Annotated in this window: 22 protein-coding genes; 7 read left to right on the top strand and 15 right to left on the bottom strand. The window is 74.8% G+C overall.

What is annotated here, in order from left to right; translation table 11 throughout:
- Positions 1-132 precede the first annotated feature (132 nt).
- Complete coding sequence (locus NP048_RS05780) at positions 133-1,116, top strand: LacI family DNA-binding transcriptional regulator (protein WP_256769470.1); 984 nt, start codon at positions 133-135, stop codon at positions 1,114-1,116.
- Positions 1,117-1,200: 84 nt separating this feature from the next.
- Here the strand turns inward: NP048_RS05780 and NP048_RS05775 are convergent, their stop codons facing one another.
- Positions 1,201-2,748 (bottom strand): peptide MFS transporter, encoded by a 1,548-nt coding sequence (locus NP048_RS05775; protein ID WP_227577261.1) that lies wholly within the window; start codon positions 2,746-2,748, stop codon positions 1,201-1,203.
- A gap of 145 nt (positions 2,749-2,893) precedes the next feature.
- Between NP048_RS05775 and NP048_RS05770 the strand changes: the two genes are divergently transcribed.
- Complete coding sequence (locus NP048_RS05770) at positions 2,894-4,279, top strand: cryptochrome/photolyase family protein (protein WP_227577260.1); 1,386 nt, start codon at positions 2,894-2,896, stop codon at positions 4,277-4,279.
- Between the two features lie 10 nt (positions 4,280-4,289).
- On the opposite strand, the gene NP048_RS05765 is transcribed toward NP048_RS05770, so the two are convergent.
- The 5 genes from NP048_RS05765 to gatC form a co-directional block, all read right to left on the bottom strand.
- Positions 4,290-5,231: a 2-hydroxyacid dehydrogenase gene (locus NP048_RS05765; protein WP_227577259.1), complete on the bottom strand. Its 942-nt coding sequence runs from the start codon at positions 5,229-5,231 to the stop codon at positions 4,290-4,292.
- Between the two features lie 8 nt (positions 5,232-5,239).
- Complete coding sequence (locus NP048_RS05760) at positions 5,240-5,788, bottom strand: GNAT family N-acetyltransferase (RefSeq protein WP_227577258.1); 549 nt, start codon at positions 5,786-5,788, stop codon at positions 5,240-5,242.
- 147 nt (positions 5,789-5,935) lie between these two features.
- Positions 5,936-7,447 carry an Asp-tRNA(Asn)/Glu-tRNA(Gln) amidotransferase subunit GatB gene (gene gatB / locus NP048_RS05755; RefSeq protein ID WP_227577257.1) on the bottom strand — a complete coding sequence of 504 codons (1,512 nt, stop codon included), beginning with the start codon at positions 7,445-7,447 and terminating at the stop codon, positions 5,936-5,938.
- Positions 7,447-8,964, bottom strand: coding sequence for an Asp-tRNA(Asn)/Glu-tRNA(Gln) amidotransferase subunit GatA (gene gatA, locus NP048_RS05750; protein ID WP_227577256.1), 1,518 nt, complete (start codon positions 8,962-8,964; stop codon positions 7,447-7,449). Before gatA ends, gatB begins: the two co-directional genes overlap by 1 nt.
- 1 nt (position 8,965) lies before the next feature.
- Positions 8,966-9,262 carry an Asp-tRNA(Asn)/Glu-tRNA(Gln) amidotransferase subunit GatC gene (gene gatC, locus NP048_RS05745; protein WP_207340856.1) on the bottom strand — a complete coding sequence of 99 codons (297 nt, stop codon included), beginning with the start codon at positions 9,260-9,262 and terminating at the stop codon, positions 8,966-8,968.
- 90 nt (positions 9,263-9,352) lie between these two features.
- Between gatC and NP048_RS05740 the strand changes: the two genes are divergently transcribed.
- Positions 9,353-10,093 (top strand): hypothetical protein, encoded by a 741-nt coding sequence (locus tag NP048_RS05740; protein WP_227577255.1) that lies wholly within the window; start codon positions 9,353-9,355, stop codon positions 10,091-10,093.
- On the opposite strand, the gene NP048_RS05735 is transcribed toward NP048_RS05740, so the two are convergent.
- The 3 genes from NP048_RS05735 to ligA all read right to left on the bottom strand — a co-directional run bounded on the left by NP048_RS05735 (position 10,065) and on the right by ligA (position 14,275).
- Positions 10,065-10,487 (bottom strand): pilus assembly protein CpaE, encoded by a 423-nt coding sequence (locus tag NP048_RS05735; RefSeq protein ID WP_227577254.1) that lies wholly within the window; start codon positions 10,485-10,487, stop codon positions 10,065-10,067. The two genes, NP048_RS05740 and NP048_RS05735, sit on opposite strands and share 29 nt — an antisense overlap.
- A gap of 63 nt (positions 10,488-10,550) precedes the next feature.
- Complete coding sequence (locus tag NP048_RS05730; protein ID WP_227577253.1) at positions 10,551-11,843, bottom strand: GNAT family N-acetyltransferase; 1,293 nt, start codon at positions 11,841-11,843, stop codon at positions 10,551-10,553.
- Positions 11,840-14,275 carry an NAD-dependent DNA ligase LigA gene (ligA, locus tag NP048_RS05725; RefSeq protein ID WP_227577252.1) on the bottom strand — a complete coding sequence of 812 codons (2,436 nt, stop codon included), beginning with the start codon at positions 14,273-14,275 and terminating at the stop codon, positions 11,840-11,842. The genes NP048_RS05730 and ligA overlap by 4 nt, the downstream gene beginning before the upstream one ends.
- A 74-nt stretch (positions 14,276-14,349) precedes the next feature.
- Between ligA and NP048_RS05720 the strand changes: the two genes are divergently transcribed.
- From NP048_RS05720 to NP048_RS05710, 3 genes are read left to right on the top strand one after another with little or no spacing between them, the layout of a single operon-like run.
- Entirely contained in the window at positions 14,350-15,033 is a 684-nt protein-coding gene (locus NP048_RS05720; RefSeq protein WP_227577251.1) for a hypothetical protein, read from the top strand.
- Positions 15,030-15,716, top strand: coding sequence for a hypothetical protein (locus NP048_RS05715; protein WP_227577250.1), 687 nt, complete (start codon positions 15,030-15,032; stop codon positions 15,714-15,716). Before NP048_RS05720 ends, NP048_RS05715 begins: the two co-directional genes overlap by 4 nt.
- A complete protein-coding gene (locus NP048_RS05710; RefSeq protein ID WP_227577249.1) occupies positions 15,701-16,381 on the top strand; it encodes a hypothetical protein in 681 nt (226 codons plus the stop codon). Before NP048_RS05715 ends, NP048_RS05710 begins: the two co-directional genes overlap by 16 nt.
- Here the strand turns inward: NP048_RS05710 and NP048_RS05705 are convergent, their stop codons facing one another.
- The 5 genes from NP048_RS05705 to NP048_RS05685 are packed head-to-tail and all read right to left on the bottom strand — an operon-like array spanning position 16,382 to position 21,477.
- Positions 16,382-17,695, bottom strand: coding sequence for a hypothetical protein (locus NP048_RS05705; protein WP_227577248.1), 1,314 nt, complete (start codon positions 17,693-17,695; stop codon positions 16,382-16,384).
- A gap of 8 nt (positions 17,696-17,703) precedes the next feature.
- Positions 17,704-18,138 carry a hypothetical protein gene (locus NP048_RS05700; protein WP_227577247.1) on the bottom strand — a complete coding sequence of 145 codons (435 nt, stop codon included), beginning with the start codon at positions 18,136-18,138 and terminating at the stop codon, positions 17,704-17,706.
- Positions 18,135-19,154 (bottom strand): uroporphyrinogen decarboxylase/cobalamine-independent methonine synthase family protein, encoded by a 1,020-nt coding sequence (locus NP048_RS05695; RefSeq protein WP_227577246.1) that lies wholly within the window; start codon positions 19,152-19,154, stop codon positions 18,135-18,137. Before NP048_RS05695 ends, NP048_RS05700 begins: the two co-directional genes overlap by 4 nt.
- A complete protein-coding gene (gene mnmA / locus NP048_RS05690) occupies positions 19,151-20,272 on the bottom strand; it encodes a tRNA 2-thiouridine(34) synthase MnmA (protein WP_227577245.1) in 1,122 nt (373 codons plus the stop codon). Before mnmA ends, NP048_RS05695 begins: the two co-directional genes overlap by 4 nt.
- Entirely contained in the window at positions 20,272-21,477 is a 1,206-nt protein-coding gene (locus NP048_RS05685; protein ID WP_227577244.1) for a cysteine desulfurase family protein, read from the bottom strand. Before NP048_RS05685 ends, mnmA begins: the two co-directional genes overlap by 1 nt.
- A 127-nt stretch (positions 21,478-21,604) precedes the next feature.
- Here NP048_RS05685 and NP048_RS05680 point away from each other — a divergent pair, with 127 nt between their 5' ends.
- On the top strand, positions 21,605-22,597 hold the full coding sequence (locus NP048_RS05680; protein WP_227577243.1) for a phosphotransferase family protein: 993 nt from the start codon (positions 21,605-21,607) through the stop codon (positions 22,595-22,597).
- Positions 22,598-22,632: 35 nt separating this feature from the next.
- Here NP048_RS05680 and NP048_RS05675 read toward each other — a convergent pair whose 3' ends face one another.
- The gene (locus NP048_RS05675) at positions 22,633-23,613 is read right to left on the bottom strand and encodes an electron transfer flavoprotein subunit alpha/FixB family protein (protein ID WP_227577242.1); all 981 of its coding nucleotides are present in this window, start codon (positions 23,611-23,613) and stop codon (positions 22,633-22,635) included.
- Positions 23,614-23,650: the final 37 nt, after the last annotated feature.

Below are 23,650 nucleotides of genomic sequence, written 5' to 3'. Positions count from 1 at the left end.
TCCTCGTCGTCGCTGAGAGGTCGGACGGCGCCTAGGTTGACAGTGGTCCAGGAGTGGTGTCAATCGATGTCGATAACGTTATCGACACGATGTCCTATGATCACCGCGTGGACTCGCCCCCCCCGCGTCAAGATGGCCGATGTCGCCCGAACCGCCGGGGTCTCCGTCGCCACTGTCTCCAAGGTCGTCAACGGACGCTACGGCGTCTCGCAGCGCACACTTGAGCGAGTGCAGGAGGTGATCGCGGACCTGGGCTACGAGGCGAGCCTCGGCGCGCGCTCGCTGCGGTCCTACCGGACCAACGTGCTCGGGATCCTCGTGGCGGAGTTCGAGCCCTTCTCCGCCGAGCTCCTCAAGGGGGCGGGCAACGCGGTCACGGCGACCGGCTACGAGCTGCTCGCGTACTCGGGAGGCGGGGGCTCCGCCGAGGTCGGCTGGGAGCGGCGCTACCTCTCGCGCCTGTCCGGGACGCTCATCGACGGCGCCATCATCGTGACCCCGACGGTCGTCGAGGCACGCCCCGGCGTGCCCGTGGTCGCGGTCGACCCGCACGCCGGGCCGACCGGCATGCCGACGGTCGACTCCGACAACCTCGCAGGTGCGGTCCTCGCGACCCGGCACCTCCTCGAGCTGGGCCACCGCCGGATCGCCTACCTCGGCGGCCGCCCCGACCTCGCGTCTGCGCGGCTTCGTGACCAGGGCTTTCGCAGCGCCATGGCGGATGCCGGCGTCCCGGTCGACGAGACTCTCGTCGCGATGGGCGACTACCGCAGGGGGACGTCGCAGGAGCCCGCGCGCGCGCTGCTCGACCGGCCGGACCGCCCCACCGCCGTCTTCGCCGCCAACGACCTGTCCGCGCTGGCCGTGCTCGACGTCGCCCGCGACCTGGGGCTCGAGGTGCCCGGTGACCTGTCGGTCATCGGCTTCGACAACGTCCCCGAGTCGGCGCTCAGCTCCCCGCCGCTGACGACCGTCGCGCAGCCGCTGCAGGCGATGGGCGCCGCCGCACTCGTCCTGCTCGTCGACCTGATCGCCGGCGCCGACGTCCCGACGCACCGGCGGCTGCCCACGGAGCTCGTCCCGCGCGGCTCGACCGCACCGCCCCCCAGGGCGTAGCACCGAGGGACGACACGCCGACGACCGGGTGGAAAGCCACCGCGTCGGCACGCCCTGCACGAGCTCACCGGCGCCTGCACGAGCTCACCGGCGCGCGGCGACCTCCTCGTCCGTCTCCGCGCCCTCGCGGATACGCCGGGTGACCCAGGGCGACAGCGCGAACATCGCACCGGCGACCACGAGCGTCACGGCCCCGATCCCGCCGAAGAACGCGGTGCGGCTGACCCCGTCGGTCACGGTGATCAGCTGGGCGGTGATCGCCTGTCCGGCAGCCGGTGCCAGGAACCACAGCGCCATCGCCTGGCCGCGGAAGGCGAGCGGAGCGAGCAGCGTCGTCGCGGCGAGCCCGACGGGTGACAGGCACAGCTCGCCGAGCGTCTGCACGACGTACACGACCACCAGCACCCACCAGGGCGAACGCCCGTCACCGGCGACAGCGGAGGCCCCGGCGAGGAACAGGAAGCTCAGCGCGGCGAGCGTCAGCCCGATCGCGAACTTCACGGCGGTGGAGGGCCGGTCCCCCAGCCGCACCCAGAGCCACGCGAACACGGGTGCGAGCAGGATGATCGCCGCGGGGTTCACCGACTGGTAGAGCACGGGTGAGAAGGTCGCGCCGAGGACGGTCGTGTCCGTGTCGTCACGGGCGTACTGCGAGAGCGTGTTCGAGGCCTGCTCGAAGATCATCCAGAAGAGCATCGCCGCGACGAACAGCGGAATGTAGGCGCGGAGGCGCGACCGCTCCGCCGCGTTCACGCGAGGTGAACGGAACATCACGACGAACATCACGATCGGCGCGGCGAACGCGAGGTAGGACAAGGCGTCGATGACGACGTCGAGGACGCCCCCGGTCTCGCCACCCGACCGCATGACCAGCCACGCCAGACCCGTCGCGGCGACGACGGCCAGGACGATCAGCCCGCCCATGCGCACGACGCCCGGCCGGTCGGCACGCGTCAGCGGGTTGGGCACGGTGTCACCGGCCCCGTGCAGCGCCTTGCGACCGAGGACGAAGGCCACCAGCGCGATCGCCATGCCCACGGCCGCGACCGCGAAGCCCGCGTGGTAACCGCCGATCCCACGGGCGAGCTGCACGAGGAACGGCGCCGAGAACGAGCCGATGTTGATGCCCATGTAGAAGATGGAGAACCCCGAGTCGCGCCGTGGGTCGTCCCGCCGGTACAGCTCGCCGACCATGCTCGACACGTTGGGCTTGAGCAGGCCGGTGCCGAGCGCGACCAGGATGATCCCGGCGTACGCGGTCCAGTGCGCCGGGATCGCCAGGCTCACGTGCCCCGCGGCGATCACGACACCACCGGCGAGCACCGCACGGCGGGCACCGACGACACGGTCCGCGAACCAGCCGCCGATGACGGTCACGAGGTAGACGGCGGAGCCGTACACGGCGACGAGCGCCGCACCCGTCGCGTCGTCGAGCGCGAGCCCGTCGTTCGCGAACGTGTCGGTGAGGAAGTAGAAGAGGATCGCGCGCATGCCGTAGTAGCTGAAGCGCTCCCACAGCTCGGTCGTGAAGAGCGTGAACAGCCCGAACGGGTGGCCGAAGAACTCCCTGGCCGGGCGGGCTGCGAGGCCGGGAGCGTCGTCGCCCGCCTGGATGTCCGCCGCTTCGCTCATCGAACCATCGTGGCGTCGCCCCGACCGTCACGCACCCCGGGTGACGGCCCCGTGCACGCCCGCGTCCGCTCGGCCATCCGCTCAGCGGGTCACTCACGCACGCGGTCCGCCGCGCCCCGCCGGCGACGGCGGGTTAGCGTGTCGCGTGGTGACGATCTGCTGGTTCCGGCGTGACCTGCGCCTGGCCGACCACCCCGCGCTGGTCGCCGCGACCACGCAGGCCCGCGCGCAGGGCGACGAGGTGGTCGCGCTGTTCGTCGTCGACCCCGCGCTGTGGCGGTCGTCGGGCGCACCGCGGCTCGCGTACCTGACCGCGTCGCTGCGCGCGCTCGACGAGGCGACGGGCGGGCGGCTGGTCGTGCGCCACGGACGCGCCGAGGACGTCGTGCCCGCCGTGGCGCACGCCGTGGGAGCGGCGTCCGTGCACGTCAGCGCCGCGACCGAGCCGTACGGCCGGCGCCGGGACGACGCCGTCGAGGCCGCGCTGGGCGCCGTCCCGCTGGTCCGCACCGGCTGCCCCTACGCCGTCGCGCCCGGGAGGCTGCGCACCGGGCAGGGCACCCCGTACCAGGTGTTCACGCCGTTCCGCACGGCCTGGCTCGACCACGGCTGGCACGACCCCGCACCGCGGCCCCGCGCGGTGCCGTGGGCGACGCTCGCGTCCGACGGCGTGCCGGACGCGCCCCCGACCGCTGCCGCGCTGCCCAGCGCGGGCGAGCAGGCAGCGCGCGAGCGGTGGCACGCGTTCCTGCACGCGGACCTCCCCGGGTACGACGTCGACCGCAACCGCCCCGACCTCGACGTCACGTCCTGGATGTCCGTGCACCTCAAGCACGGCGAGATCCACCCGCGGACCATGCTCGCCGACCTCGCGGCGGCGGCCGCGGCCGCGAGCGACAGGGACGGCGCCCTCGCGACGTCGGTGGCGACGTACCGCTCGGAGCTCGCGTGGCGCGAGTTCCACGCGGACGTGCTGTGGCACCGGCCCGACGCGGCGCGGCGGTCCCTGCGGCCCGTCGTCCCCGAGGACGCGTGGACGACCGGGCCCGACGCCGACCGGCTGTTCGAGGCGTGGGCCGAGGGCCGCACGGGGTACCCGCTGGTGGACGCCGGGATGCGCCAGCTGCGCGCGCAGGCGTGGGTGCACAACCGGGTGCGCATGGTCGTGGCGTCGTTCCTGGTCAAGGACCTGCACATCGCCTGGCAGCGCGGGGCCGCGCACTTCATGGACCAGCTCGTCGACGGCGACGTGCCGCAGAACCAGCTCAACTGGCAGTGGGTCGCGGGGACGGGACGGGATGCCGCGCCCTACTTCCGCGTCTTCAACCCCGTCACGCAGGGTCGCACGTTCGACCCCGACGGCGGGTACGTGCGGCGCTGGGTCCCCGAGCTGCGCGACGTACCCGGCGGCGCCGTCCACGAGCCGTGGAAGCTGCCCGGTGGCCTGCCCGCGGGCTACCCCGAGCGCGTCGTGGACCACGCCCGTGAGCGCGAGGTGGCGCTCGCCGACCACGCGCGCCGTCCCACCTGAGCCATCCGCCTCAGGTCCGCGCGACCTCGTTGGCGAGCGGCTCGCCCGCGAGCAGCGCGGTCAGCTGACGACGCACGAGCGCGGCCACCCGCGGGAACATCGCGTCCGTGTTGCCGCCCTGGTGGGCGGTGACCAGCACGTTCGGCGCGTGCCACAGCGGGTGGTCGGCCGGCAGCGGCTCCGGGTCGGTGACGTCCAGCGCGGCACGCAGCCGCCCCGCCGTCAGCTCGGCCAGCAGCGCGTCACCGTCCACCACCTTGCCGCGCGCGACGTTGACCAGCAGGGCACCGTCCTTCATCCGGGCCAGCGCAGGAGCGTCGATCAGGTGGTAGGACGTGCGGTCGAGCGGGATCGCCAGCACCACCACGTCGGCGTCCGGCAGCAGGTCCGGCAGCTCGTCGACACCGTGGACGCGGCCGTCGGCGTCGTCGCGGGCCGTGCGGGCGACACGGACGAGCTCGACCTCGAACGGCCGGAACCGCGCCACGATCGCCCGCCCCACGGACCCCTGCCCGACGACCAGCACACGCCGGTCCGCGAGTGACGGACCGACCGGGTTGTCCCAGCGCCCCTCCCCCATGGCGCGCACCGCGCGGGGCAGGTCCCGCTGCAGCGCGAGCGTCAGCCCGACGGCCAGCTCGGCCGTCCCCGCGTCGTGCACGCCCCGGCCGTTGCACAGCACCACGCCCGGTGGCAGGTGCGGGCGCGCGTGCTCGTAGCCCGCGCTCGGCAGCTGGACGTAGCGCAGGCGCGGCAGGCTGCGCAGCACGTCGAACCCTCCCGGCCGCACGAAGTAGTGCGGGACGACGACGAGCTCGACCTCACGCGCCGTGGCGGCGTCGAGCGGCCCGCTCAGGTCCCAGCGGACCAGCCGCAGGTCGTCGGCGTGCGCGGCCGCGAGGTCGTCCAGGCGGTGCAGCAGGTCGTCGTCGGGGACGGTCGCCGTGAGCACGGTCGTCGTCAGCCGACCACGCGCCCGGCGCGGTACTCGTCCTCGAGCATCGACATCACGATCGCGTCGCACCACCCGGTGCCGTGACGGTACGCGTCGCGGCGACGGCCCTCCAGGCAGAACCCGATGTTCTCGTACAGCGCGACCACGCGCGTGTTGATCGAGAGCGCCTCGAGCTCGACGCGGTGCAGCCCCAGGCCGTCGAACGCGAACCCCAGGACCAGCTCGATCGCCTCGGTCCCGTAGCCGCGCCCGCGGTAGGCCGGGCGCATCGACAGCCGCAGCGCCGCGCACCGCACGTCCTCGGCGACGTCGCTGAGGACGATCTCGCCGTGGTAGTCGTCGTCGCCGTTGGTCGTGACCGCGAAGTCGTAGCGGCCAGCGGCCTCCTCACGACTCGCGCACCACGCGTCGACCTCCTCGGGCGTGAACACGTGCGTCGTGCCCGTCAGGCGCCGTCCCTCAGGGTCGGTGAGCATGTCCCACATCGCCTCGGCGTCGTCCGCCCGGATCGGTCGCAGGACGATCATCTCCCCCTGCAGGGTGGGCTTCTGCATCGCTACCTCCGTCGTGCTCGGCCCTGGCACCCCCGCACGGGGCACCACCACCGACTGCCCTCCGGCGTGCGACGCATCGTACGAAACCCGTGTGACCGGGACGTTGCGACACGACGCACGCCAGATGGCGGCCGGGTCCTGCCACCGTCAGGCGTTGACGCGCTCCAGGACGAGCTCGCGCACCCGCCCCGCGTCAGCCTGGCCCCGGGTCGCCTTCATGACGGAGCCGATGATCGCGCCGACCGGGCCCAGGTTGCCGCTGCGGATCTTCTCCGCGATGTCGGGCTGGGCCGCGAGCGCGGAGTCGATGGCCTCGAGCAGCGGGCCGTCGTCGGACACGACCTCCAGGCCACGCGCCACGACGACCTGCTCCGGGTCGCCCTCGCCCGCGAGCACGCCCTCGAGGACCTGCCGCGCAAGCTTGTCGTTGATGCGCCCGGCGTCGACCAGCTGCTGCAGCGCGCCGATCTGCGTGGGCGTGATCGGCAGGTCCGCGAGCTCGACCTCCTGCTGCTTGGCGGTCCGGGCGAGCTCACCCATCCACCACTTGCGAGCCGCGGCCGGGCTCGCGCCCGCCTCGACCGTCGCCTCGATGAGCTCGATCGCGCCGGCGTTGACGACATCGCGCATCTCGGCGTCGGCGTAGCCCCACTCGCCCTGCAGGCGACGACGACGCGCCGCGGGGAGCTCGGGCAGCGCCGCGCGGATCTCCTCGATCCACGCACGGTCCGGCACGATCGGGACGAGGTCCGGCTCGGGGAAGTAGCGGTAGTCCTCGGCGTCGGACTTCACGCGTCCGGCCGTGGTGAAGCCGGTGTCCTCGTGCCAGTGCCGCGTCTCCTGCACGACCGTGCCGCCCGCGTCGAGGATGGCCGCCTGGCGGCTGACCTCGTAGCGCACGGAGCGCTCGACCGACCGGAACGAGTTGACGTTCTTGGTCTCGGTGCGGGTGCCGAGCGGGGAGGCGGGCGTCGGACGCAGCGACACGTTGACGTCGGCACGCACGTTGCCGCGCTCCATGCGGGCCTCGGAGACGCCCAGCGCACGGAAGATGTCACGCAGGGTCTGCACGTACGCGCGCGCCACCTCGGGCGCCCGCTCCCCAGCACCCGTGATGGGCCTGGTGACGATCTCCACGAGCGGCACGCCGGCACGGTTGTAGTCCACCAGCGAGTACTCCGCGCCGTGGATGCGCCCGGTGGCGCCGCCGACGTGCGTGTTCTTGCCGGCGTCCTCCTCCATGTGCGCGCGCTCGACCTCGACACGGAACACCGTCCCGTCCTCGAGCTCGACGTCGACGAAGCCGTCGTACGCGATGGGCTCGTCGTACTGCGACGTCTGGAAGTTCTTCGGCACGTCCGGGTAGAAGTAGTTCTTCCGCGCGAACCGGCAGGACTCCGCGATCGAGCAGTTCAGCGCCAGGCCGATGCGGATCGCGTACTCCACGGCCGTGCCGTTGACGGCCGGCAGCGCACCGGGCAGGCCCAGGCTCGTCGGCGTGATCTGCGTGTTCGGCTCCTCGCCGAAGAACTGCTCGGCACCGTCGAACATCTTGGTCCGGGTGCCCAGCTCGACATGCACCTCGATGCCGATGACCGGGTCGAACCGGGCCACCGCGTCGTCGTAGTCGACCAGGTCGACGTCAGTCGTCGTGCTCATCAGGCTGCCCCTCCGGCCAGCTCGGGGGCGCGGCCCAGCAGCGGGCCCTCCCAGCTCGTCTCGAGCAGCGCCTCGAGCGCCGCTCCCACGCGGTACAGCCGCGCGTCCTCGCGCGCCGGCGCGAGGATCTGGAACCCGACGGGCAGGCCGTCGTCCGACAGCCCGTTCGGCAGCGACATGCCCGGGACGCCGGCGAGGTTCGCCGGGATCGTCGCGACGTCGTTGAGGTACATCGCCAGCGGGTCGTCGAGCTTCTCGCCGAGCTTGAACGCCGTCGTCGGCGCCGTCGGGGAGACGAGCACGTCGGCCTGCTCGAACGCGGCGGCGAAGTCCCGCTGGATGAGCGTGCGGACCTTCTGCGCCGACCCGTAGTAGGCGTCGTAGTAACCCGCGCTCAGCGCGTACGTGCCGAGGATGATGCGGCGCTTGACCTCGTCGCCGAAGCCCTGGCCGCGCGTGGCGGCCATGACACGCTCGGCGGTGACCGGCCCCTCGCTCGGCTCGACGCGCAGGCCGAAGCGCATCCCGTCGAACTTCGCGAGGTTGCTCGACGCCTCCGCCGGCAGGATCAGGTAGTACGCGGCCAGCGCGTACGCGAACGAGGGGCAGGACACCTCGACGACCTCGGCACCCGCACCGCGCAGCGCCTCGAGGGACTCCTCGAAGCGTGCCAGTACGCCCGCCTGGTAGCCCTCGCCCTGCAGCTCACGGATGACGCCCACCTTGACGCCGCGCAGGTCGCCGCCCGCGCCGGCACGCGCCGCCGCGACGTAGCCCGTCGCGGGGTCCGTCAGCGACGTCGAGTCGAGCGGGTCGTGCCCGCCGATCAGCTCGTGCAGGAGCGCCGAGTCGAGGACCGTGCGCGTGCAGGGGCCCGCCTGGTCGAGGCTCGACGCGAGGGCGATGAGCCCGTAGCGGGACACCGAGCCGTAGGTCGGCTTGACGCCCACGGTGCCGGTGACGGCCGCCGGCTGACGGATCGAGCCGCCGGTGTCGGTGCCGATCGCGAGCGGCGCCTCGTAGGCGGCGACTGCTGCGGCGGACCCGCCGCCGGAGCCACCGGGGATCCGGTCGAGGTCCCACGGGTTGTGCGTGTTGCCGTAGCCCGAGTGCTCCGTCGAGGAGCCCATGGCGAACTCGTCCATGTTCGTCTTGCCGAGGATCGGCAGGCCCGCGGCCTTGATCCGCGCGACGAGGGTCGCGTCGTACGGCGGCACCCAGCCCTCGAGGATGCGCGAGCCGGCCGTGGTGGGCAGTCCGCGCGTCACGACGACGTCCTTGACGGCGATCGGGACGCCCGCGAGCGCGTGCAGGTCCTCGCCCGCGGCCCGCCGGGCGTCGACGTCGGCCGCCGTGGCCAGCGCCTCGTCGGTCGCGACGTGCAGGTACGCGTGGACGGCGGGCTCGACGGCGGCGATGCGGTCGAGGTGCGCCTGCGTCGCCTCGACGCTGGTCACCTCGCGCGCGGCCAGGCGGTCGGCGAGCTCGGCTGCGGTCAGCCGGGTCAGGTCGGTCACGTCACTCCTCCCCGAGGATCTGCGGGACGAGGAACTTGCCGTCACGGGCCGCGGGGGCCTGCGCGAGCACCTCGTCGCGGTCGAGCGGCGTGACCGGCTCGTCGGCACGGAACACGTTGGTCAGCGGCAGCGGGTGGCTCGTCGCGGGGACGTCCGGGGTGGCGACCTCGGACACGCGGGCGACGGACTCGACGATGACGTCGAGCTCCCCCGCCAGCCGGTCGAGCTCGGCGGGCGTCAGGTCGATCCGGGCGAGCGCGGCGACACGCGCGACCTCGTCGCGGGAGAGGGTGGACATGGTCCATGAGTCTAGTCGTGGGTGGGTGACCCCTGTCCGCCGTACGCCGCGGCACCGCCGCCGCGGCACCGCGCCGCTACCGTGACGCCCGTGACCGGACGCTACGAGCGGCTCGACCCCGCGGCGGTGCGCACCACGGTCGACCGCCTGCACGCACGCATCGCCACCCGCTTCCCCGACCGCAACCTGCGCCACGTCGCAGCCGAGCTCGCGGGGCTCGTGAGCGACGTGGGCGAGCAGGAGGCCCGGACGCGACGGCACGAGCACGTGGCCCGCGTCGCGTCGCTGGTCGCGGTCGTGCTCGTCGTCGGCGCGACCGTGTTCGCCCTGGTGATGGCCGTGCGGGACGCCGTCGCCGCCGCCACGTCGCTGCGGGCGTTCGAGTGGCTGCCCGTGGTCGAGAGCGCCATCAACGACACCGTGTTCGCCGGGATCGCGGTGTGGTTCCTGCTCGCGGTGCCCGCGCGGCTGCAGCGCGCGGCGACGTTGCGCCGGCTGCACCGGCTGCGCTCGCTCGCGCACGTCATCGACATGCACCAGCTCACCAAGGACCCCGAGCGGCTGCGCCCGGGGTTCCGCGCCACGTCGCAGTCAGTGGACGTCGGTCTCGACGCCGACGGCCTCGCCGCGTACCTGGACTACTGCACCGAGCTGCTGAGCCTGGTCGCCAAGGCGGCCGCGCTGTGCGCCGAGGAGTCGACGGACGCGGTCGTGCTCGACACGGTCAGCACGGTCGAGAACGTCACGGGCGGCATGTCGACGAAGATCTGGCAGAAGATCGCGACGCTGGACCTGCCGGCGGTCAGCCGACCTGCGACGTCGCCGCGCTGACGAGGGCGAGGAGCGCCTCGGCGTAGGCGTCCGCGGCGTCGTCGGCGGTGAACACCTGCTCCGGGCCTCCGGCGACGTCCACGAGCACCTGGTACCGCCCGTCGGTGGACCGGGCGAGGCTGCGGAAGGTGCCACCGAGCAGCTCACGCATCTGGTCCTCGCGCGGCAGCCAGAGCGCGTCCTCCTGACGCACGGAGTCCAGCGCCCACTCGGTCGTGCCGTTGAACCCCAGGACGGTGCCCGTCGAGTACTCGTGCGCCTCGACGACCATCTCGGAGATCGTGAAGACCTCGCCCGCCATGTCGGCGCTGCGGATCACGAACCGGTCCCCGGCCCGTGGGTGCCACTGCAGCCCGGCGGCCTCGAGGGCCACGGCGTTGTCCGTCGAGAGCATGCGCCCAGTATCGAGGGTCCGCGCCCGATCGGCTGCCCGGGCGTGCAACGTGGGCGCGGCCGGTCAGCAGCCCGTCCGCACGTCGTGCCCCGGTTGCACGCGGTAGGCGTAGCGGTGCGCGGGCCGGAAACCCAGCGCGCCGTACAGGCGGCAGGCGACGTCGTTGTCGGCCTCGACCTGGAGGAAGGCGCGGCGCGCGCCGTGCTCCCAGGCCGCGGCGAGCGCGTGCAGCGTGAGCGCACGTCCGATCCCCCGGCGCCTGGCCGACGGCACCACCTGCAGGCACGACAGCGCGACCCAGTCGTCGACGACCGCGGCCCGGATGACGGCGACGGCCGTGCCGTCCGCGCCGGTCGCGGTCAGGTACCGGGCGGGGGCACCGGTGACGATCGCGCGGGACGGCTCGCGGGCGCCTCCCTTGCCGCCGAGCCACAGGTCGAGCCAGCCGTCGTCAGGGACGTCGGTACCGCGGACGCACAGGCCACCACCGAGCGTTCCCGGGTCGCCGTCCGCAGGCCGCACGGTGGCGTCCAGGTCCCGCACCAGGACGTCGGTGACAGCGGCGACCGCGTACCCGCGGGCGTCCAGCACGGCGGCGAGTCCCGCCGGGTTGCCGGGGTCGCCGACCCGGAAGACGGCGGGCGCGCCGTCGTCGCGGTACAGGCGCTCGACCCGGCCGACCGTGTCCGCCACGTCCTCGACGTCACGCAGCGCGAGCGTCGAGCTGGCACGCCGGGTCACCCCGCCCGACAGACCGACGCGCCAGCCGTCGACCTCGACGACGCGCAGCGGCGGCCACGTCGCGGACTCGGTGCGTGCGGACGGGGCCGCAGGCGCGTGCCAGGCGTGGACGCGCATCGTGAGCTCGTCGGTCCAGTCGCGCTCGGGCGCGGCGACGAAGCCGAGCCGCGCGTACAGCCGGTGCGCGGCGTGCATCGTCTCGAGCGTCGAGAGCACCACGCGGCGGTCTCCGCGACCGACGGCCTCGCGCAGCGCCGCCACGACGAGCTGCTCGGCGACGCCCGACCGGCGCGCCGCGGGGTCGACCGCGAGCATGCGCAGCTCGACCTCGCCGTCGCGCGCGATCTCGGCGTAGGGCGACCCCGGTGCCGCCAGCGTGATCGTCCCGACCACACGCTCGGCCGGCGCACCGTCGACGGCCGGTGCCACGGCGACGAGCACCGTGGCGGCCGCCGCCCGGGCAGCGGTGTCCCGCAGCTCGTCGACGTACCAGTGGTCCGCCTCGACCAGCCCGTCGGCGACGTAGGCGTGGGCGGTCACCTGGCCGACCTGCGCGAGGTCGGCGTCGGTCGCGCGCCGCACCGTGGTCGGGCCGGCGGGGGCGGCGGCGCTCACCGGTCGTCCGCGGTGCCGGTCGCCACCTCGTCCGTCGTGCCGGGCTCGGGTGCGCGCTCGTCGGCGTCCTCGCCCGCAGGCGTCGCGACCGCCCCCGGGCCCCCGGCGAGCAGCGCCTCGAACCCCTCCTCGTCGAGGATGGTCAGCCCCAGCTCACGCGCCTTGGCCTCCTTGGACCCGGCGTTCTCGCCGACGACCACGAAGTCGGTCTTCTTCGACACCGAGCCGGAGGCCTTGCCGCCCCGCACGAGGATCGCCTCCTTGGCGCCGTCGCGGCTGAAGCGCTCGAGGCTCCCGGTGACGACCACCGTCACGCCCTCCAGCGTGCGCGGGGTCGACTCGTCGACGGCGTCCGCCATGACCACCCCCGCCGCCGCCCAGCGGTCGACGATCTCGCGGTGCCACGGCTCGGCGAACCAGTCGAGCAGGGACTGGGCGATCGTCGGCCCCACCCCCTCGACCCCGGCGAGCCGCGCCACCGCGGCCACCGGGTCGAGCTCGGCGCCCTCCCCCTGGGCCGTCGGGTCCACCACCGCCCGCAGCGCGGCCATCGACCCGAACTCCTGCGCCAGCGCCCGGGCGGCCGTCGGCCCGACGTTGCGGATGCTCAGCGACACGATCGCCCGCCACAGGTCCTTGGTCTTCGCGAGGTCCAGCTGGTCCAGGAGGGTGCGCGCCGCCTCCGAGGGCTCCCACTCGGGCAGGGACCGGCCGTCCGCCTCCGCGGCCGCCCGCTGCGCCTTGGTGTGCTTGAGCGTGCGTCGGAACGGCGTACGCCGGCGCACGGTGCCGTCCGCGTCCTCCTTGGGCAGCCCCGTCTCGGCGTCCCGGACCACGACCTCGACCTCCGCGAGCCGCGCGAGGCTCGCGGACCGCACCCGGTCCACCTCGTCCGCGGGCGCGTCCGGGGCGTAGCCCACGAGGTCGAAGAGGTACGCCTCGTTGGGCACCGGCGGCGTCTCGGGAACCTCCGGCTGCGTCAGGGCGGCCGCCGTGACCTCGCCCAGCACCTCGATGTCGAAGGCACCGCGGGACCCGATGTGCTCGAGCCTCCCGCGGACCTGCGCCGGGCACCCCTGCGCGTTGGGGCACCGCAGGTCGACGTCGCCCTCGCGCATCGGCCGCAGGGGCGTCCCGCACTCGGGGCAGTTGGCGGGCATGTGCCACTCGACGCGCGGCACGTCGTCGTCCGGGGCCTGGGGCGCGGGCCCCACGATCTCCGGGATCACGTCACCGGCCTTGCGCAGCACCACCATGTCGCCGATACGCACGCCCTTGACCCGGACCACGTCCTGGTTGTGCAACGTCGCCTGCCGCACGGTGCTGCCCGCCACGAGCACGGGCTCCATCACGGCGAACGGCGTCGCGCGGCCGGTCCGGCCGATGCCGAGCTCGATGGCCAGCAGGCGCGTGTTCACCTCCTCCGGCGGGTACTTGTAGGCGATCGCCCACCGCGGCGCCCTGCTGGTCGCGCCCAGCCGGCGCTGCAGCGCGATGTCGTCGACCTTGACGACGACGCCGTCGATCTCGTGCTCGACGTCGTGCCGGTGCTCGCCGAAGTGGACGATGCGCTGCCAGACGTCGTCGAGGCCGGTGACCACCCGAGAGTGGGAGGACGTCGGGACGCCCCAGCCCGCCAGCAGCTCGTACACCTGCGACTGCCGCTCGATCCCCGTGCCGCGCCCCTCGCCCCATGTCAGGGCGCCGATGCCGTGCGCGTACATCCGCAGCGGGCGTGACGCCGTGACGCGCGGGTCCTTCTGACGCAGCGAGCCAGCGGCCGCGTTGCGGGGATTGGCGAACGGCGCCTTCCCGGCGGCGACCTGCGCCTCGTTCAGCTCTCCGAACGCCTCGACCGGCAGGAAGACCTCACCGCGGATCTCGATGAGGTCGGGGTGGGTCGCCGGGTCGCCCGCGAGCACGTCCGGGATCGTCGAGATCGTGCGGACGTTGAGCGTCACGTCCTCACCCGTGCGGCCGTCGCCCCGCGTCGCCGCGCGGACCAGGCGTCCCTTCTCGTACAGCAGCGCGATCGCGAGCCCGTCGATCTTCAGCTCGCAGAGGTACTCGACGGGGCCCGCGCCGTCGAGGTCACGGTGGACCCGCTCCGCCCACGCCACCAGGTCCTCGCGCGAGAACGCGTTGTCGAGCGACAGCATGCGCTGCACGTGGTCGACGGCCGTGAACTCGGTGGAGAACGTCCCTGCGACGCGCTGCGTGGGCGAGTCCGGCGTCCGCAGGCCCGGGTGCTCGTCCTCCAGTCGCTCGAGCTCGCGCATCCGCTCGTCGTAGGCGGCGTCGGACGTGCTCGGGGCGTCACGGACGTAGTAGGCGAACTGGTCCGCGCGGATCTGCTCGGCCAGCTGCGTCCAGCGGTGCCGGGCCTCGGCCGGCACGTCCTGCCCGTCGGTCACAGGGGTCACGTCGTTCACCTGCACATCATGGCGTGCGCCACCGACACGGGCCGCCACGCCGCTCGCACCCCGACCCCCCTACACTCGGCCGCGTGCCCGGACCCGCCGCCCCGCCCGAGCTGCGCGTCCGCGCTCGGGAGAGCGGGAGCAAGGTCGCCCGGCGCGTCCTCGACCAGCCGTTGCGACGGATCGGCGTCGTCGGCGCGATCCTGCTCCTCGCGGCCACGGCCGCGTTCGGAGGACTCGAGGAGCAGACGCAGGACGGTCCGGAGGTCCTGGCGCTCGGCACCCCCGTCGAGGTCGCGCCGTTCGAGCTCACCGTGCACCGCGTCGTGTGGACCACGGACCTGCCGGGCCAGCACCTCAGCGACCAGGGCAACCGCTGGATCGGCGTCGTCGCCACGGTGCGCAGCACGAGCGACGCGGGCGTGCTGGGGACCACCCTGCAGGACGCGCTGACCCTCACCGACGTCGAGGGCCTCGTGACGACGCCCGGCACCCTCGAGCCGACGGCGACGGTCGCGGTGCTCGAGGACGGCTCGTCGCTGCACCCCGTGCAGCCCGGGCTGACGTACGAGGTCGCGTTCCTCTACGAGCACGACGGCTCCGTGGTGCCGCCCACCCGCGCGACGGTGTCGCTGCAGCGGCAGACCTGGGGCGTCGGGACCCTGGACCCGACGCCCACCTGGCGGGACGCCGTGACGGCAGTGCGGGGCGAGGTCGACGTGCGCGAGGCCGTCGCGGGCGAGGCCGAGGCCGAGGAGGGCGACGCATGAGCGCGCCCGACGCCGTGCTGCACGAGACCTCGCCCGGAACGACGCCACCCGACGCCGCCGGACCGGTCCCCCACCTGCGACGCCCCCGGCCGCGCACGCTCGGCGCCGCCGCCGCCGTGCTCGCCGCCCTGGCCGTCGGCCACGTCGTGGTCACGGCGTTCCCGGTCGACGACCGCGTCGAGGCGCCCTTCGTCCGCAGCACCACCGTCGGTCAGCCCGTCGACCTGCGGTACGCCCGGCTCACGGCCGCCGAGCCCGCAGGGTCCACCGTCCTCGACCAGCGCCTCGGCCCGGGCGGCGGCACGCTGCTCGTGACGTCGGGCGTGTGGCTCACGGTCCCCCTGACGATCGAGGCGGTCGGGCAGCCGCGCGCCCTCGCGTTCGCCGAGCTGCTCGGCGGGGACGGTCGCACCTACACCGTCTTCACGAGCGGGCGCTCGTCGTTCCTGCCCGGCACGGCGCAGCCGGGCATCCCGCGGTACGCGACGGTCAGCGTGGAGGTCCCCGTCGAGGCGGTGCCCGGGGCGCACCTGCGCGTCGGGCTGGACCTGGAGGACCAGCGCCTCGACGACGTCGCCGACATCGACCTGGGACTGACGCGGGCCGACGCCGAGGCGTGGGCGGCGGACGACACCCCCGTCGTGGCCGTCCTGTCGTCCGACGAGCCGTGGCAGGGCTCGTGAACGGGACGCCCGGCACGTCGTCCTCGACCACGACCCCGACGGACACCGCGGACACCGGCTGGTGGCGTCGCAACCGCTGGGGGCTCGTCGCGCTGCCCGTCGCCCTCGCGCTGGCGCTCGGCGCGTCGGGGGACCGCGTCCGCACGCTGTGGTGGGACCACGACCTGCGCCGCCCCGTCGGCGCGGCCCCCGGAAAGACCGTCGCGTACCACGACGACGTCCTGGACGGCGTCGACGGGACCTACCCCGTGGACGTGCAGGTCCGCCTCGACGGCGTCGAGGACGCGACCGAGCTCCCGCGGCACATGCAGCTGCCATCGGGAGCCCGTGCGGTGCGGGTCGACCTCACCCTGAGCGCCGACCCCGGCACCGTGCTCGTCGGCTGCCGGCTCGCCGTGCGCGACGCCGAGGGCACGCGCTACGACCACGTCCCGTCGGCCTGGGGAGCCGCCCAGCCCACCGTGCCCTGCACCCCCGAGGGTGCGACGGGGCCCTGGCCGTCCGTGGGCGACGGGTCGCTCCCCTCACCCGACGCGGGCCAGCCGCCCCGTCCGGCGACCTGGTCCGTGTCGCCGGTGGTGGTGGTCCCGCGGGACGTGGAGATCGCGGATGTCGTGCTGTGGTGGCAGCTGCCCCGGTACGTGCGGCTCGACGTCGCGAGCTAGTCAGCGCACCGCGTCCACGGGCTCGGGCCCCGGCACGGGCGGCACGGCGGCCTCCTGGCCCGCGAGGACCCGGTCCACCCCGGCCGCGAGCAGCGCCATCGTCACCGTCAGGCCGACGGACGTCGCCACGGCCGAGACCATGGGCGCGAACGCGACCCACGTGTCGACAGCCTGCGGCCCACCGACGATCCGGGCGACCAGCAGGATCCCCTCCTCGATCCGCGTGGCTGCGAGGAACGCGAGCGCGAACACGAGCATGGGTCCCAGGCCCGCGACCGCGAGCCGGCGCAGCCCGTCGGTGAGGGCGGTGAAGCGGCTCCGCACGTCCCCGATGACGGGCGCGGCCGCCTCGAGGGTCCAGCGGCGCACCGGAGCCGGCACCCGCTGCCACGCGGCGGGGCCCTTGCGCGTCGGGAGCGGGGCGAGCTTGTGCCCGTAGACGACGGCGCCCACCGTCAGCCAGGCGAGCGGGATGACGACGAGGTCGTCGAGGTTGCCCAGCACGCCGGCGACGGCGTCGACGACCGTGTCGACGGGTCCCGCGACGGGCCCGAGGGCGTCGAGCAAGGCGAGCCACCACTCGAGGACGATCGCGACCGCGCGCCGGCTCTCGACCCACGCCCACCCGTGGTCCAGCAGGTCGGTCGCGGCGCTCGCGAGGGCCAGCAGCCAGAAGGCCTCGACGTAGGCCCCCGCGAACGCGACCGGGCGGAGACGGCGGTGCCCCTCCCAGCGTCCGAGCAACCAGCGCAGCACGACAGCGACCACGACGAGCGCGACGAGCGCCCACCCTGTGGCGACGGACGCGAAGGACCCGTCGTAGGGGTCCCCGGAGAACCGGAGGTGCTCGCGGAACTCGCGGTGCGCGGCCGTGTTGAGGAACCGCGACTGGTCCTGCGCCAGCAGCCCGTACGACGCGTACAGCGCGAGGAACGGCACGAACACGGACGCCAGCACGTCGACCAGCCCGCGCTCGTGCCCGGACGTCGCGTCGTCGGGCCCCCGGCTGCGCCCGATCGCCGCGAGCGTCGGCAGGTCGCGGCGCAGCACGTGCAGCATCGCGACGATGCCCGCGACCATGCTCAGCGGCGCCAGGACGAGCACGGCCCAGCCCAGGGTGTTGTCGACGGTCGCCACGTTGACGGCGGCCCACCCGGCGGCGTGCCGTCCGGCGACCGCGAGCAGTGCGATCACCAGCAGCACGGGCCACGTCCGCAGCCACAGGCGCACCCCGACGCCCACGACGGACCCCAGGTCGCGCAGCCAGCCGGACAGGCCCGTCGGGGTGGCGGGGTCGGTCGGTGCGGCACTCACGGCCGTCATCATGGCGTGGGACCGGCCGGCGTGGGGCCGGTCGTGCCTCCCGGGGCGGGTGACACCGCGGCCCGCGGCCGCCGCGAGCGCACGAGCACCGCGGCCGTCCCGGCGATGCCGCCGAGCGCGAGGACGAGCGCACCGCCCGTGACGGCCGGGGGCACGGACGCGATGACGACCTCCTGCCGCATCCCGTCGACGTCCCACACGCACACGGAACGGGCCGGCAGCAGCTCGTACCGGATCTGCACGCCCGCACCACCCTCGTACGCGGCGACGCACGGCTCGGTGCCGGCGGCGGACGCCCGCAGGGTCGTCATGCCGATCCCGAGCCACCCCACCGCGAGCACGACCAGCCCGACCAGCGCGAGCCCCGACGCGACGAGCAGCGCGAGCGCACGACGCCGGGACGTGACGCGGCGACGGGGCAGCCGGGCGCTCATCCCTCGGCCCGTTCGGCGACGATGCTCGCGGCCCGCACGAGCCCGGCGAGCGCACCCCGTGCAGCGTCGGGTGCAGCGCCCTCGGGCGGCGCCCCGGCGAGCAGCACCACGTCCCGCAGCCGGGCGGCGGGCAGACCCACCGTGCGCCACGGTCGCAGCAGGACGTCGGCCTGGCCGGCGACGTCCGGGCCGGCGCACTGCGACGACGCCTGCGACGGCAGCTCCGCCCACAGCGACTTGCCGGCCTCGACGAGGCCCGCGACCTCCTCCCAGCCGCGCTCGCCGATGCCGCCGACGGCGAGCGCAGCGGCGTCCACCGACGACGCGCGCACGGCCGCGAGCGCGGACCACGAGCTGCCGCCGTGCATGCCCACCGCGGACGCCCCGGCGGTGCGCACGGTGTCCGCGAGCGCGCTGAGAGCCTCGGCGACGACCGGTCCCGGGACGCGCCGCAGGCGTGCGCGGCCCGAGAACCCCGGGACGGCGCCTGCGAGCACGGGCGCGAGCAGCGGCTCGCGCAGGAGAACGCGCACGTCGGCACCGGGCACGACGCGCCGCACGTCGGCGACCCGCGCGGCGATCCCCTCGCTGCTCGACGCGACCACGTCCCGCAGCGCACCGGGGTCGGAGAGGATCTTGTCGCCCCGGGCCAGGTACACCTCGGCCGCGAGCGTGAACGGCCCCAGGACCGGCAGCACGAAGCCGCCGGCGTAGCCGTGGGCGGCCACCGCGAGGGCGTCGAGGTCCTCGCGAGCGAAGGCGCGGGCCCGCTCGAGGTCGCGCCCCGGGCGGTCGGCGAGCTTCCATCCGTGCGGGCCGAGCTCGGAGGACAGGTCGGCGAGCAGCGCGACCGCGGCCCCGGTCGCGTCGCCCCACGGCCCGCGTGCGGGCAGCAGCACGGCGAACGGCAGCCCTTCCACCTCGTCCGGGGTGTCGACCAGGTCGCCGACGACCGTGGTCGCGGCCTCGAGCGCGTCGGTCCCCGGCCAGGGACCGACACCGCTGACGGCGGTCATGCGCCGGCCTGCGCTGCGGCCACGAGGTCCGCGGCGGTGCGGGTCGCCGCGACGGTGGCCTGGCCCACGACCCGCGTGCCGTCGTAGAGCACCAGCGACTGCCCGGCGGCCACGCCCCGCAGCCCGGCGCCTGCGACGTCGACCGCGACGCCCGCCGGGTCGGCGTCGAGCACGCGAGCGGGGACGTCGGTGCCGTGCGCGCGCACCTGCACCGTGCACGTCGACCCGACCGCCGGCACGTCACCGAACCACACGGCGGAGTCGCCCCGCACCTGCGCGACGTCCAACGCCTCCACCGGCCCGACGACGACCCGCCGCTGCACGGGCTCGATCGACAGCACGTACCGCGGCCGACCGTCCGCGGCCGGGCGGCCCAGCGCGAGCCCGCGCCGCTGCCCGACCGTGTACGCGTAGGCCCCGTAGTGCGTCCCGAGGACCTCGCCGTGCTCGTCGACGATCTCGCCGGGCTGCTCGCCGAGCGCCCGACGCAGGAAGCCCTGGGTGTCGCCGTCGGCCACGAAGCAGATGTCGTACGAGTCCGGCTTGGCAGCGACCGACAGCCCGCGGGCGACGGCCTCGGCGCGGACCTCGGCCTTGGAGGCCACGTCACCCAGCGGGAACACGGCGCGCGCCAGGCGCTCCGGCCCCATGACGGCGAGCACGTACGACTGGTCCTTGGCGGCGTCGGCCGCCCGGTGCAGCTCCCGCACGCCACCAGGGCCGTCGACGACCCGGGCGTAGTGACCGGTGCACACCGCGTCGAACCCCAGCGCGAGCGCCTTGTCGAGCAGGGCCGCGAACTTCACGTGCTCGTTGCACCGCACGCAGGGGTTGGGGGTGCGGCCCGCCGCGTACTCCGCGAGGAAGTCCGCGACGACCGTCTTCTCGAACCGCTCCGACATGTCCCACACGTAGTACGGGATGCCCAGCACGTCCGCTGCGCGCCGGGCGTCGGACGCGTCCTCGATCGAGCAGCAGCCGCGCGAGCCGGTGCGCTCCTGCGCCGGGGTGCGCGACAGCGCCATGTGCACGCCGACGACGTCGTGCCCCGCGTCCACGGCGCGCGCGGCCGCGACCGCCGAGTCGACGCCGCCGGACATCGCCGCGAGCACGCGCATCAGGCACCCACCAGCGACGTCAGGCCGGCCGCACGGGCACGCTCGACGGCACCGGGCAGCGCGGCGAGCGCCGCGTCGACGTCGTCCGCGGTGGACGTGGGACCGAACGAGAACCGCAGCGCCCCGCGGGCGTCGTCCTCCCCCACCCCCATGGCGAGCAGCACGTGGGACGGGCGGGGCACGCCCGCCTGGCACGCCGAGCCCGTCGAGGCCTCGACGCCCGCGGCGTCCAGCAGGTAGAGCAGCGAGTCGCCCTCGCAGCCCGCGAACGTCAGGTGCGCGTTGCCGGGCAGGCGACGGGCCGGGTCGGCGGGACCGCGCAGCGTCGCACCCGGCACCTCCGCCAGGACCCGCCGCACGAGGTCGTCGCGCAGCGCACCGACCCGCGCGGCGTGGTCCTCGCGCTCGCCGACGGCCTCGTCCACCGCTGCGGCGAACGCGGCCAGCAGCGCCGGGTCCAGCGTCCCGGACCGCACGCCACGCTCCTGACCGCCGCCGTGCAGCACGGGCGTCAGCTCCAGGCCACGGCGGACCAGCAGCGCGCCCGTCGAGCCGGGGCCCCCGACCTTGTGGCCGCTGAGCGTCAGCGCGTCCAGACCGGACGCGCCGAGGTCCACCGGCACCTGCCCGACCGCCTGCACCGCGTCGGCGTGCACCGGCACGCCGTACCGGTGGGCGAGCGCGACCACGTCGTGCAGCGGCTGCAGCGCACCCACCTCGTTGTTCGCCCACATCACGGACACGAGCGCGACGGTGTCGGCATGCGCCTCGAGCTCGGCACGCAGCGCGTCCACCTCGACGACGCCGTCACCGTCGACCGGGAGCAGCACCAGCTCCGCGCCCGCGTGCTCCGCCAGCCAGAAGGCCGGGTCGAGCACGGCGTGGTGCTCGACCGCGGACACGACCACGCGTCGACGAGCCGTGTCACCCGTCCGACGCGCCCAGAACAGGCCCTTGACCGCGAGGTTGTCGGCCTCGGTGCCCCCTGCGGTCCACACGACCTCGCTGGGTCGCGCACCCACCGCGGCGGCGAGCCGCTCGCGCGCCTCCTCGACCGTGCGCCGCGCCGCGCGACCCGCGGTGTGCAGGGACGACGGGTTGCCGGTGTGCGCGAGCGCCGCCGTCAGCGCGGACAGCGCCGCGGCACGCATCGGCGTGGTCGCTGCATGGTCGAGGTAGACCGCACGGGGGCGGGGAGCACTCACTCCCCCAGTCTACGAACGCGTCCACCCCGCGACGCCGCACACCTCGCACCGTCTCCCGCCACGTCTCCAGGGCACCGCGGCCGGGAAAACTGCGACCCACCACGCCGGTTGCTGGCAGGATGGACGTGTGAGTGCCGACGACGTCATGGCGCTGCCGCTCGCCTTCGGCGGACAGCGGCTCGACTGGCGTGACCTACCGCGGGCGGTGCGCGAGCGCATCGAGACGCTGGCTGGCGCCCGCGTGACGGCCGAGATGTCGGCGACCAGCGGCTTCTCCCCCGGGTTCTGCGCCGTCCTGGAGCTGACCGACGGGCGCGCGGTGTTCGTCAAGGCCGTGTCCTCCGACCAGAACCCCCACTCACCGGAGCTCGCGCGCGCCGAGATCCGGGCGTCCCGTGCGCTGCCGCCGCAGGTCCCCGCGCCGTCCCTGCGGTGGTGGGACGACGACGGGAACTGGGTGCTGCTCGGGTTCGACGCCGTCCACGGCCGCTCGCCCGAGCTCCCGTGGCGCGCGGACGACCTCGCGCTCGTGCTCGCGGCGCTCGACGACCTGGCCCGGTGCACGCCGGTTCCCGGGCACGACCTGCCGCGCACCGAGGACCTCCTGCGCGACGACTTCACCGGCTGGCGCAAGATGCAGCAGGCCGCGCCTGCGCAGCGCGAGCTGGTCGCCGGGCTCGTCGACGAGCCCGGTCGGTGGGCGGCGGAGCACCTCGACGACCTGGCCCGGTGGGAGCAGGACGCGCTGCGCGTCGTCGCGGGCGACGCCCTCGTCCACGGCGACCTGCGTGCCGACAACGTCATGGTCGAGGACGGTCACGACCGTGTGTGGCTGATCGACTGGCCGCACGCGAGCGTGGGCGCACCCTGGACCGACCTCGCGTTCATGCTGCCGAGCGTCGCCCTGCAGGGCGGTGCGGGCGACCCCGCGTGGCTGTTCTCCCGCAGCGAGGCGTCGCAGGGCGTGAGCCGGGACGACCTGCGGGCGGCGCTCGCGGGCCTCGCGGGGTACTTCGCGTGGTCGTCCGGCCAGCCCGCCCCGCCCGGGATCCCCAACCTGCGGGCGTTCCAGGCCGCCCAGGCCGGCGCGACGCTGCGCTGGCTCCGCGACCTGAGCTGACCCGGTCCTTCCCGACGCCGGCGGCGCCGCCGGTCTCAGCCCTGCAGCCTGCGCAGCTCGGCGGCCGCCTGCGGCAGCACCGTGAAGAGGTCCCCGACGATCCCGAAGTCCGCGATCTCGAAGATCGGCGCGTCCGGGTCGGAGTTGACCGCCACGATCGTGCCCGAGGCCTGCATGCCGCCGCGGTGGTGGACGGCTCCCGACACGCCTGCGCCCACGTAGAGCCGCGGCGACACGGTCACGCCGGTCTGGCCGATCTGTGCGTCGTGACCGATCCAGCCCTCGTCCGTCGCGACGCGCGTCGCACCGACCGCACCACCGAGCACGTCCGCGAGCTCCTCGACGGCCGTGAAGTCGCCCTCGGTACCGCGCCCGCCGACGACGACGACGTTCGCGGAACCCAGGTCCGGGCGCCCGGACGCCGCGTGCTCCGTCCGCTCCACCAGCCGCACCCGGGTCGAGCCGGCGCGGACCTCGACGGGCAGGTCGACGACCTGCGGCGACGACGGCGAGGCGGCGTCCTGCGCGGGCACCGCGTTGGCCTTCACCGTGACGATCGCGCTCGGGGCGCTCACGGCACAGCGCGTCGTCCAGGTGCCGGCCAGCACGGTCTTGTGCGCGACGACGGCGCCGTCCTCGACCGTCAGGCCGTCGGCGTCCGTCACGACACCGGCCCCGGTGCGCACCGCGAGCCGCGCCGCCGCCTCCTTGTTGTCGAAGGAGGACACGAGCAGCAGCAACGACGCACCCGAGGCCCCCAGCGCGGCCTCCAGCCCGTCGGCGAGCACGGCCGACAGGTGGACGTCGGCGGCGGTCACGAGGCGGTGGACCGTCGACACGCCCTGGGCCGCGAGCACCGGCAGCGCCGCGTCGAGGTCCTCGTCGCCCGCCCACACGCCGTGGACGCCCGCCTCACCCGCGACGCCGCGCGCGAGGGTCAGGAGCTCACGGACGGGCGGACGCAGCGAGCCGTCCGGTGCGTGGTCGAGCAGGACGAGCACGGGGGTGACGGTCACGACGGGTCCTCCGGGGTGGTGCGAGCAGTCGGGGGCG

Origin of the sequence: Cellulomonas xiejunii (genome assembly GCF_024508315.1) — a bacterium.
GTDB classification, from domain to species: Bacteria; Actinomycetota; Actinomycetes; order Actinomycetales; family Cellulomonadaceae; genus Cellulomonas; species Cellulomonas xiejunii.
The sequence above is the reverse complement of the archived record's forward strand: the minus strand, read 5'-3'. Positions and strand labels throughout refer to the sequence as shown.

Bases quoted from the DNA above. Each gene is read 5' to 3' on its own strand.
- NP048_RS05700 (WP_227577247.1), bottom strand. From the start codon at position 18,138: ATGAGCGCCCGGCTGCCCCGTCGCCGCGTCACGTCCCGGCGTCGTGCG.
- mnmA (WP_227577245.1), bottom strand. From the start codon at position 20,272: ATGCGCGTGCTCGCGGCGATGTCCGGCGGCGTCGACTCGGCGGTCGCG.
- gatC (WP_207340856.1), bottom strand. From the start codon at position 9,262: ATGTCCACCCTCTCCCGCGACGAGGTCGCGCGTGTCGCCGCGCTCGCC.
- NP048_RS05775 (WP_227577261.1), bottom strand. From the start codon at position 2,748: ATGAGCGAAGCGGCGGACATCCAGGCGGGCGACGACGCTCCCGGCCTC.
- NP048_RS05695 (WP_227577246.1), bottom strand. From the start codon at position 19,154: ATGACCGCCGTCAGCGGTGTCGGTCCCTGGCCGGGGACCGACGCGCTC.
- NP048_RS05735 (WP_227577254.1), bottom strand. From the start codon at position 10,487: ATGCTCTCGACGGACAACGCCGTGGCCCTCGAGGCCGCCGGGCTGCAG.
- gatB (WP_227577257.1), bottom strand. From the start codon at position 7,447: ATGAGCACGACGACTGACGTCGACCTGGTCGACTACGACGACGCGGTG.
- NP048_RS05715 (WP_227577250.1), top strand. From the start codon at position 15,030: ATGAGCGCGCCCGACGCCGTGCTGCACGAGACCTCGCCCGGAACGACG.
- NP048_RS05780 (WP_256769470.1), top strand. From the start codon at position 133: ATGGCCGATGTCGCCCGAACCGCCGGGGTCTCCGTCGCCACTGTCTCC.
- NP048_RS05760 (WP_227577258.1), bottom strand. From the start codon at position 5,788: ATGCAGAAGCCCACCCTGCAGGGGGAGATGATCGTCCTGCGACCGATC.